Consider the following 999-nt stretch of genomic DNA (forward strand, 5'->3'; position numbering starts at 1 on the left):
TGTTGTTGTGTATTGAGGGTTGTGTGGGCTCTTTTGTTGGTTATTTAGTGTTGTTGTGTGTAGGTGGTTTTTTTGTATGTTATGGGTTTTGTGGTTTTTCTCCTTTTTTGTTGTGTTTTTGTAGGGGGTGTGGGGGGGGGTTAAACATGGCTTTAAGCCCGAAGCGGTTTTGTATTAGGGTAGTAAGCAACGGGTTTTGTGTAGGGAATTGGGTATTTATTGCGGCTTTTTGTTTCATTGAGAGTATTTTGCGGTTTTTAGGGGAGTTTGTCAAGTGGGATTTGGGGGGAAATGCTCTTTTTAAGGTGCGAATTGCTAGGCAATCCAGCGTAAGCCGAATTGCCTCTTTCTTCTCGGCGTTTAAAATGGTATAATAGGATATGTACGATGATCTTGAGATTGTCTTTAGGCAGTCGGCTTTCAAGCATGGGGCTACAGAGAAATAGAATGGCGCAAGACATGACCGAAGAAGAAGCCCAGTACTGGAGCGATTATTATACTGAAAATCCCCCGAAAACCGATCCTTCCCAAAAAGACGGTGTTTTTATGAAGCGCAAAATGAACCGTTTTTCGGGTATGGATAACCTTACGGTCAACTACCTTTTAACAAAATCTATAGAGACTCGCAAATCCCCCGAAGAAATAATCGGCGATCTTGTGCGCGAGAAAATTGCGGCGGCTGTTTGAGAAAAAACCGCCCCGAATAATGTCTGTTACTAATTGCTAATTGTTCATTGTTATATAGCTCACAGTGGTAAAATGCTAATATGCGTTACAAGATGATGTATGCCCAATAACTTCTTGAGTACAGTCAGGGCAGGCTGCGGGTGGTAAAAACGTCTTCTGTGGGTTCCCCGCCGTAGAGACTTTGTAATAAAACAAAGAAAATTCAGAGAATAAAAGTTCAGCGAGAAACCCACGATAAAGCTTTCTACCCACCGCTGTTCAGTCGCTGAAAAGGCTCGAAGGCGGGCTCTCCCAGAGTTTTTGCCACCCGCA

At 43.2% G+C, this 999-nt stretch carries 2 protein-coding genes; both read left to right on the forward strand.

The annotated features are described in order from the left end of the window. The coding region (locus tag ACYVRA_RS07380; RefSeq protein ID WP_461252102.1) for a hypothetical protein at positions 1-374 on the forward strand (374 nt) is incomplete at its 5' end. Positions 375-387: 13 nt separating this feature from the next. Further along, positions 388-687 (forward strand): hypothetical protein, encoded by a 300-nt coding sequence (locus tag ACYVRA_RS07385; RefSeq protein WP_461252103.1) that lies wholly within the window; start codon positions 388-390, stop codon positions 685-687. Positions 688-999 lie beyond the last annotated feature (312 nt).

The organism is Treponema sp. R8-4-B8, assembly GCF_054786175.1.

Bases quoted from the DNA above. Each gene is read 5' to 3' on its own strand.
- ACYVRA_RS07385 (WP_461252103.1), top strand. From the start codon at position 388: ATGATCTTGAGATTGTCTTTAGGCAGTCGGCTTTCAAGCATGGGGCTA.